The organism is Streptomyces sp. NPDC059957 (assembly GCF_042730015.1).
GTDB lineage: Bacteria > Actinomycetota > Actinomycetes > Streptomycetales > Streptomycetaceae > Streptomyces.
This window is the reverse complement of the sequence record NZ_JBHWMB010000015.1, coordinates 1-8,640: the sequence shown is the minus strand read 5'-3', so window position 1 is coordinate 8,640 and position 8,640 is coordinate 1. Positions and strand designations below refer to the sequence as shown.

Below are 8,640 nucleotides of genomic sequence, written 5' to 3'. Positions count from 1 at the left end.
CTCCGTCCACGCCGGCGAAACCCGCTTCGCCCTTTTCTCCGCGAATATCTTCGTCCCGGAGCTTGAACCTCCCGTGGGTGCCGCGCGCGACGCGGGCCCCGGGCGCGGCACCGGCGGGGAAGCCGTCACCACTCCGCGTGTCCGCTCACCGATCCACGTGGAGCATCACCCGCAACCAGCGCCCCGGATCGACCGACTGACGGAATGCCGGAATGTCGGAAAACATCATCGGCATGGTCGAACGAACCCCGCCCCGTTGCGCCAAACGGCGCCCCCACAACAGCCACCCAGCCCACCGGGACGACAATCATTGCCCGCAGTCACCCCTCGTGATACACAGAGTGACCATACGTTCTTTCCCCCACACGCCGCCCGACCCCAGGTCAGGACATACGCACGGCACCCGGGCCGACAGATCGGGTAAAGAGAGCAGTCAAGTCGACATCCGACGGCGGTTTCATCAGGGATGATTGAGCGTGACCCCTGCCGTCCGGGCACGGGCTACCGGAACTACCCATACAGGGGCGGTGAGTTACATGATCCTGGCAGCCGAAAAGGGCGACATCACCACCATCATCGGCGGAATCGCCCCGAACTGGGGGCCGTTCGGCAGTCTCGGCAACGAGGCGAAGATCATGATCGAAGTGGTCATGGCCGTAGCGATCCTGCTCTGCCTGGGCATCGCCATCTGGGGCGCGGCCAAGCAGCGCATCGGCGCGACCGCACTGCGCGACACCTTCAGCGCGGAACAGGGCAAGGGCCTCATCGTGGCCGGCCTGACGGGCGTCTTCATCATCGGCTCACTGGGCACCCTCTTCACGATCGTCTACGGAATGGCCGTCTAGCCCGAGCCCTGATGAGGACTCACCACGCCGCGCCTGCGCGGATACCAGCGCTACCGTCGTACGACGCGGAGGGGGCGAACACCGAATGAGCACCGACGACCAATACGGTGGCGGCGAGGTCGGCGGCACCGGCCAGACGCGTACCCGCTTCGCCGAGCCCTCGGACCCGTACGCCCCACCGCGCCGCACCTCCCGCGGCCTGATCACGGTCGTCGGCGTGGTGGTCCTCCTCATCGCAGCCATCGCCTTCGCCAACCAGTCCCGCTCCCCGGAAACCCCCCCGCCCACCGACAAGGCCCCGGCCGCGACCAACCCGACGGCAGCCACGGGCATCCCTCCGGTGGACGGCAAGTCCGCAGGCATCCCGAAGGGCTTCGCCCAGACCGAACAGGGCGCCCAGTCCGCGGCGGCGAACTACGCGGTGGCACTGGGCTCTGACGGCATGTTCAGAAAGAACACACGGCACACACTGGTGGCGGGGATCTACACCCCGGACGCCGCGTCCAGAATGAGAACCCCTCAGGACGAGGCGTACTCCGCTCCGTTCCTCGCGAAGCTCGGACTCGACGCGAACGGAAACCCTCCCCAGGGCAGCTCCTTCGTCACCCGTGCCGTCCCCGTCGGCACCCGCGTCGACAGCTACGCGCCCACCAATGCGACGGTCTCCGTCTGGTACACCGGCCTCATCGGCATGTCCGGTCCCAAGTCCACCGACCCGGTACGCACCACGTGGAAGACCTGGACGTTCGAACTGGTCTGGTCGAGCGGAGACTGGAAGGTCGTCTCCGACTCCCAGCAGGACGGTCCGGCACCGGTTCCCGGTGACGCGGTCGCGTCGCCTTCCGAGGACATCAGCAAGGCCGTCAAGGAGTTCGGAGGCTTCACCTATGCCCGCTAGCCTCAGGCTCCGGGTCGGAGCCGTAGCCTCATCCCTTCTGGCGCTCTCAGCCACAGCATCTGCTGCCCATGCTGCGCCCACACCGACGCCCTCCGCATCGACCTTGCCACAGCCCACCGCAGACCCGTGCGCCGCGTTCAGTGGGCTTGCCAGGCAGTACTGCGACCTTGGCGACGGCGCCGCCACCGGCGGAACACCTGGCTCCGGCATGTCCAACGACCCCACCGACGCTTTGAACCCGCTCACGTCGCTGGCGAGAGGCTGCGCCGACGCCGCAGCCTGGATCGTCGGCGAACTCAGCAAAGCGGTAAACGGCACCGCCAACGTCGACTTCACCAACGGCACCTTCCTCAAGCAGTACGCGATCGTCTTCGCCGCCTCCACCATCCTGACCCTCGTCCTCTGGCTCTTCGCCGTCGCCAAACGAGCCATCCGCGGCGTCCCCTTCACCACCGCCATGTCCGAAGCCATCGGCTTCCTCTGGCTCACCGTCCTCGCCTCCGCCTTCACCCCCCTGATCCTCTACACCGTCGTCTCCGCCACCGACGGCGTCACCGAGGTCATCGCCTCCGCCACAGGCGGCCAGACCGACGTCTTCTTCGGCTCCTTCGCCGAGGCCCTCAAAAAGGGCGACGACATCGGCGGCGGCCCGATCATGCTGATCGTCGTCGCCCTCGTCACCGTCCTGGCCGCCGGCATCCTCTGCCTCGAGCTCGTGATCCGCGCCGCGCTCCTCTACGTCGGCGCCCTGCTCGGCACCGTCGTCTACGCCGGCCTCGTCGACCGCAACCTCTGGGGCCACGTCCGCCGCTGGGCGGGCATCATGATCGCCGTCATCCTCGTGAAGCCGGTCATCGTCATCGTCCTGGGCCTCGCCGGAGCCCTCGCCGGGGAAAAGGGCCCGAACGCCTTCTCCGCGGTCGTCTCCGGCCTCGCCATCATCCTCCTGGCGATCTTCGCCTCCGCGATGATCTACCGCTTCGTCCCCGGCTTCGGCGACGAGATCGCCTCCGCCCGCACCAACCGCAGCAAGGCCACCGACGGCGCCCAGGCAGCCGCCGTCATCAGCTCCCCGGCCTCCCTCGTCTCCCAGGGCATCAAGACCCACAGCAGCCGCGGCGGCGGAGGCGGAAACAGCGGCGGCGGCGCCCACCGCGCCGGCGGCGACAACCAGATCTCCGGAGGCATGGCCGCACACAGCAGCCGCGGCTCCGGCGGCGGGAACAGCGGCGGCCCCGCCGCCACACCCCCGCCCCGTACGGGCTCCAGCACGAGGAACACAGGAGGTGACGGGCGGTGACGACCCAGTCCCACCAGCTCCACCCGGTCACGCCCCGCCGCACGTATCTCATCGGCCGGGCCCGGCCGAACGCGATCGTCGGCAAGAACCGCGAGACCGGCGAGATCGCCCTGATCATCGTCGGCGCGTTCCTCGGCATGATGAGCGGACTGCTCGTCCCCTCCCTCACCCTGCGCATCGTCTCCCTCGCCGGCTTCCCGATGCTCGCCCTCGCCGCCGTCTACGTCCCCTACCGCGGCCGCACCTTCTACCGCTGGTTCGAGATCAACCGCAGCTACAAGCGCACCCTGCGCCGCGGCACGACGTTCCGCTCCGGCTCCATGGAGGCCGGCATCCGCGCCGCCGACGGCCGCGAGGTCGAGATCGGCCCGCCCCCCGGCATCGGCCGCATCAACTGGCTCGCCGCCCCCTTCGGCCCCGACGAGATCGCCGTCCTGCTCCACGCGGACCGCAGAACCGTCACCGCCGCCATCGAGATCGAGGGACCCGGCGTAGGCCTGCGCGACAGCGAGGACCAAGAGGCCCTCGTGGACCGCTTCGGCACCCTCCTCAAGCACGTGGCCAACGGCGACGGATTCGTCACCCGCCTCCAGATGCTCGTACGCACCCTGCCCGCCGACCCGGAGGCCCACGACAAGGACGTCGCCGCCCGCGGCAACACCAACGCCCCCGTCTGGCTGCGCGATTCCTACGACCAGCTCCAGTCGATGGTGTCGACCTCCTCCGAGCAGCACCGCGCGTACCTCGTCGCCTGCATCCACTTCACCCGCGAACTCGCCGCCGAGGCCCACACCATCGCCCGCGCCGCGACCCCCCACAAGGGCCGCCGGGTCGACCGCGACGCGGGCCTCGCCATCGTCATGGCCCGCGAGCTCACCGACATCTGCGCCCGCCTCGCCGAGGCCGACATCCGCGTCCGCCAGCCGCTGGGCCAGGGCCGCCTCTCCTCCCTCGTGCACTCCATGTACGACCCGGACCACCCCATCGACCACATCCAGGCCATGACCAAGCGCAACGCCTGGCCCGCCGAACTGGACGCCGTCGAGCCGACCTACCTCCAGGCCAAGACCCGCGAGTCATCCACCCGCGCCCCCTGGTGCCACGCCACCGCCTGGGTGAAGGAGTGGCCGATGACCCCGGTCGGCGTGAACTTCCTCGCCCCGCTCCTCGTCCACACCCCCGACGTCATCCGCACGGTCGCCGTCACCATGGACCTGGAGCCGACCGAGATCGCCATCGAGCGCATGCTCACGGAGAAGACGAACGACGAGGCCGACGCCAGCCGCGCCGCCAAGATGAACCGCACCGTCGACCCCCGCGACATCGCCGCGCACGGCCGCCTCGACCAGCGTGGCGAAGACCTCGCGAGCGGCGCCGCCGGTGTCAACCTGGTCGGGTACATCACGGTCTCCTCCCGCTCCCCCGAAGCCCTCGCCCGCGACAAGCGCACCATCCGCGCCTCGGCGGGCAAGTCCTACCTGAAGCTCGAATGGTGTGACCGCGAGCACCACCGCGCCTTCGTCAACACCCTGCCGTTCGCCACCGGCATCCGACGCTAGCTGGAGGGAATGGCCGCCCATGCGAGATCCCATGTCCGCCCTGACGGACGCCTTCACCAGCTTCCTGTTCGGCAAGGTAGAAACCACGCGCCTGCCCGTCCGCACGTCCACGGGCCAGGCACAAGCGGTCTACCTCCCCACCGCCGCCCCCGGACTCGGCGACTCCGGCGTCATCATCGGCCGTGAGGTCTACAGCGGCAAGGGCTACATCTACGACCCCTTCCAGCTGTACGGCCAGCAACTGCCCGCCCCCCACTGGCTGGTCCTGGGCGAGTCGGGCAACGGCAAGTCAGCCCTGGAGAAGACCTACGTCCTGCGCCAGCTCCGCTTCCGGGACCGCCAGGTCGTCGTCCTGGACGCCCAGGGCGAGGACGGCGTCGGCGAGTGGAACCTCATCGCGCAGCAGCTGGGAATAACCCCCATCCGCCTGGATCCCATCGCCGCGAACGACGACGGGATCCGCCTCAACCCCCTCGACCCGGCGATCACCGCGACGGGTCAGCTCGCGCTGCTCCGCACGATCATCGAAGTCGCCATGGGCCACGGCCTGGACGAACGCTCCGGCTTCGCCCTGAAGGTCGCGCACGCCTACGTGGTGGAAACCATCACGGAGCGCCAACCGGTCCTCATGGACATCGTGGAACAACTGCGCCACCCAGAACCGGAATCGGCACTCTCGATGAACGTGGCCATAGACGATGTCCGCGCCTGGGGCCTGGACGTCGCGCTCGTCATCGACCGCCTGGTCGACGGCGACCTCCGCGGCATGTTCGACGGCCCGACCACGGTAGGCATCGACCTCGACGCCCCCCTCATCGTCTTCGACCTCTCCCACATCGACCGCAACTCCATCGCCATGCCGATCCTGATGGCGATCGTCGGCGTGTGGCTGGAACACACCTGGATCCGCCCGGACCGCAAGAAGCGGATCTTCCTCGTCGAGGAAGCCTGGCACATCATCAACAGCCCGTTCGTGGCCCAGCTGTTCCAGCGTCTCCTCAAGTTCGGCCGACGCCTGGGCCTGTCCTTCGTAGCCGTCGTCCACCACCTCTCGGACGTCGTCGACGGCGCGGCGGCCCGCGAAGCGGCGGCCATCCTCAAAATGGCCTCGACCCGCACGATCTACGCCCAGAAGGCGGACGAGGCCCGCGCCACGGGCCGCGTCCTGGGCCTCCCCCGCTGGGCTGTGGAGATCATCCCGACCCTGACCCCCGGCATCGCGGTCTGGGACGTGAACGGCAACGTCCAGGTCGTCAAACACCTGATCACCGAAGCCGAACGCCCCCTGGTCTTCACCGACCGCGCCATGACCGAATCCTCGGTCCAGCACCGCCTTCCGGACGACCTCCTGGCCGCCGAACTGGAGACAGAGGAGCGTGCCCTCCTGATGGAACGCCACCGCAACGCCGGCGGCTCGGCGACCACGGTGGCCTGACATGCCCAACAGCACGGACCAGCGCCCCCAGGGCGGCATCCCGGACGGACTCCTGGTGGGCCTCCTGGCCCTCCTCCTGGGCCTGGCCGTCCTCACCTGGACGTCCACCGGCCTGGCAGCCCTCTTCGCGAAGGGCGCCTGGCCGGACAAGGTCACCTTCACCCGTACCCCGACCGCGGTCCGCTCGCTGATAGCTCAACCCCAGGACATCCCGGCCGCCTGGCCGGACACACCCCCCGAGGCCCTCTCCAACTGGGGCCTCTTCTGGGGCCTGTTCATCAGCCAGCTCCTGATCCTGCTGGTCCTGGCGATCTTCACTCTGGGCGTCATCGCCCGCACGAAATCCCGCCGCCGCCAAGCAACCCAGACGGCCCAGGCCCGGACAGCAGCGGCACCGCACACTCCGGACCGCACCAGACCAACTCCAGCCCCTCCGGCGTTTGAGGAGCAGGGGTCCGGGGGCCGGCCCCCGGCAACGGCGCAGCACCCCGCCACGGTCCCCATCCCCACCAAGCCCCACCCCATCCCGGCCCCGTCGGCATCGCAGCCAATCTCAGCCCCGCCGACCTTCGAGGCCCGGGGCCCCGGCGGCAGAGCCCCCGCACCCTCCCCCACGGACGAGGCGTACCGCTACGGCTTCGGCTACGCCCCGACCCCGGCCCCGGTGCCCGCACCGACCCAACTCCCGGCCCCGCGACAAACCCACCGCATCGCCTACGCCCCACCGGACGTCCGAACCACCGCCGCCGAAGCAGCCATCGCGGCAGCCCAGGGCGCCATCCTCGTGATCACGTCCTCCCCCACCCTCTGGTCGGACACGAAGGACGCCCGCTCCAAACTGGGCCCCGTCCTCCTCTACGACCCCTCCCACCTCTGCGACACCCCGGCCCGCATCCACTGGAGCCCCGCAGAAGGCTGCGCGGACCGCGCCACCGCCGCCGCCCGCGCCATCGCGCTCCTCGCCCCGGTCCGCCCCCAGGCCCGCATGGACTCCGCCCTCGCGGACACCGCGGAAACGCTCCTGCGCAGTTGGCTCCAGGCCGCCGCCCTGGACAACCGCCCCTTCAAGCAGCTGCACCGCTGGGCCCAGGGCACCAACGCCCAAGAGCCGGTCCGCATCCTCCGCACCCACCCCCAGGCGGCAACAGCCGCCCCCGGCGCGGCCGGCGAGCTGGAGAGCGCCCTCACCGCCCACCCCGACCGGCGCGAACAGGCCCAACACCTCACGGCCCGAGCCCTGACGGCTCTCTCCTCGATCCACATCCGGGAATCCTGTACCCCGAACCGAAACGATTCCCTCGCCCTGGCATCGTTCGTCTCCGAAGGGGGCACCCTCTACGTGGTGGGCGAACCCCTGGAAGACCCCCGTGCCCACCCGGGTGCGATGCCGCTGCTGACCGCACTCGCCTCGAGCGTGGTCGAGCACGGCCGCCGCATGGCCGCACGGTCATCCGACGGTCGGCTCGACCCACCACTGACCCTGGTCTTCGAGGACGTCGCCGCCGTGGCCCCGATCCCCCAACTGCCGCAGCTGCTCCAGGACACGACGCTCCCGCTCCTCGCACTGTGCCGCAGCCGCGAACAGGCCCGCTCCCGCTGGCCGGAAGCGGACCTGCCCGTAGCCGCCCGCTAAACGGGCCGCGGGAACACGTACTCCAGCTCCTTCGCGGACGGGTCGGTCGGCATCGGCACGACCTTCCCGCTGGGCACGAACCCGAACCGCCGGTAGAACGCCCCGGCCCGCGCGTTCTCCTCGTGCACGAAGAGCCGTACGCGTTCCAGCGCCGGCTCCTCCAGCCCCCAGGCCCACTCCAGCGCGGCCGCGAAGAGCTTCTCCGTCAGCCCGGTCCCCCGCTGCCCGGGACGTACGAACACGCCCACGAGGTGCGCCTGGGCCTGCTCGATCTCCCCTTCGAAGATGTCGGTCGTGCCGGCCTCCTCGACGAGGACGCTCACCGTCCCGTCCCACACCCCATCAGGCCCCTCGGCCACGAACTGCCGGATGCCCCGCCCCGCAGCGCCCCCGGCGGCCCGCTCCTGCCAGAACTCGTCGCTCTTTCCCTCACCCTGCTCAAGGGTCTCCAGGAAGGCGACCGGCGCGGCCGGATCCCGCAGAGCCGCGAGTCGCAGCTCCTTCACCTTGTCCCACTCTTCAGCCCGTATAGGACGTACCACGTACTCGTTCATACCTCGGGATCCTAACGAGCCGCCCAACCCGACATCATCCGAGTTTCTCCACCCCGAACCCAGGGAGCCTCAAAACCAAACGAGCCAAAAGGTCCGTAAACGCAGAAAAGCCCCGCACCGAACCCCATAAGAGGTTGGTGCGGGGCTTTCCCACAATGATTGTTCGGCGGCGTCCTACTCTCCCACAGGGTCCCCCCTGCAGTACCATCGGCGCTGAAAGGCTTAGCTTCCGGGTTCGGAATGTAAACCGGGCGTTTCCCTAACGCTATGACCACCGAAACACTATGAAGTTAACCAAACCGGATATGACACAGTTCGTTACTTCAGAACTAACACAGTGGACGCGAGCAACTGAGGACAAGCCCTCGGCCTATTAGTACCAGTCAGCTCCACCCGTTACCGGGCTTCCACATCTG

General features: G+C 69.2%; 7 protein-coding genes and 1 rRNA gene. 6 read left to right on the top strand and 2 right to left on the bottom strand.

The annotated features are described in order from the left end of the window. The first annotated feature begins 536 nt into the window (after positions 1–536). The 6 genes from ACFWBW_RS12630 (at position 537) to ACFWBW_RS12605 (ending at position 7,670) form a co-directional block, all read left to right on the top strand. A complete protein-coding gene (locus tag ACFWBW_RS12630) occupies positions 537–845 on the top strand; it encodes a hypothetical protein (protein ID WP_031145169.1) in 309 nt (102 codons plus the stop codon). An 85-nt stretch (positions 846–930) separates the two neighbouring features. After that, positions 931–1,743, top strand: a complete 813-nt coding sequence (locus tag ACFWBW_RS12625) for a hypothetical protein (RefSeq protein WP_385371069.1) — start codon at positions 931–933, stop codon at positions 1,741–1,743. Next, positions 1,733–3,043, top strand: a complete 1,311-nt coding sequence (locus tag ACFWBW_RS12620) for a hypothetical protein (protein WP_385371067.1) — start codon at positions 1,733–1,735, stop codon at positions 3,041–3,043. Before ACFWBW_RS12625 ends, ACFWBW_RS12620 begins: the two co-directional genes overlap by 11 nt. Next, positions 3,040–4,602: an SCO6880 family protein gene (locus tag ACFWBW_RS12615; protein ID WP_385371066.1), complete on the top strand. Its 1,563-nt coding sequence runs from the start codon at positions 3,040–3,042 to the stop codon at positions 4,600–4,602. The genes ACFWBW_RS12620 and ACFWBW_RS12615 overlap by 4 nt, the downstream gene beginning before the upstream one ends. Before the next feature lie 19 nt (positions 4,603–4,621). Continuing rightward, a complete protein-coding gene (locus tag ACFWBW_RS12610; RefSeq protein ID WP_385371063.1) occupies positions 4,622–6,037 on the top strand; it encodes an ATP-binding protein in 1,416 nt (471 codons plus the stop codon). Between the two features lies 1 nt (position 6,038). Further along, positions 6,039–7,670 carry a type VI secretion protein gene (locus ACFWBW_RS12605; RefSeq protein WP_385371061.1) on the top strand — a complete coding sequence of 544 codons (1,632 nt, stop codon included), beginning with the start codon at positions 6,039–6,041 and terminating at the stop codon, positions 7,668–7,670. Here ACFWBW_RS12605 and ACFWBW_RS12600 read toward each other — a convergent pair. After that, a complete protein-coding gene (locus ACFWBW_RS12600; protein WP_385371058.1) occupies positions 7,667–8,224 on the bottom strand; it encodes a GNAT family N-acetyltransferase in 558 nt (185 codons plus the stop codon). The two genes, ACFWBW_RS12605 and ACFWBW_RS12600, sit on opposite strands and share 4 nt — an antisense overlap. Positions 8,225–8,385: 161 nt before the next feature. Then, positions 8,386–8,503 (bottom strand): 5S ribosomal RNA (gene rrf / locus ACFWBW_RS12595). Between the last annotated feature and the right edge of the window lie 137 nt (positions 8,504–8,640).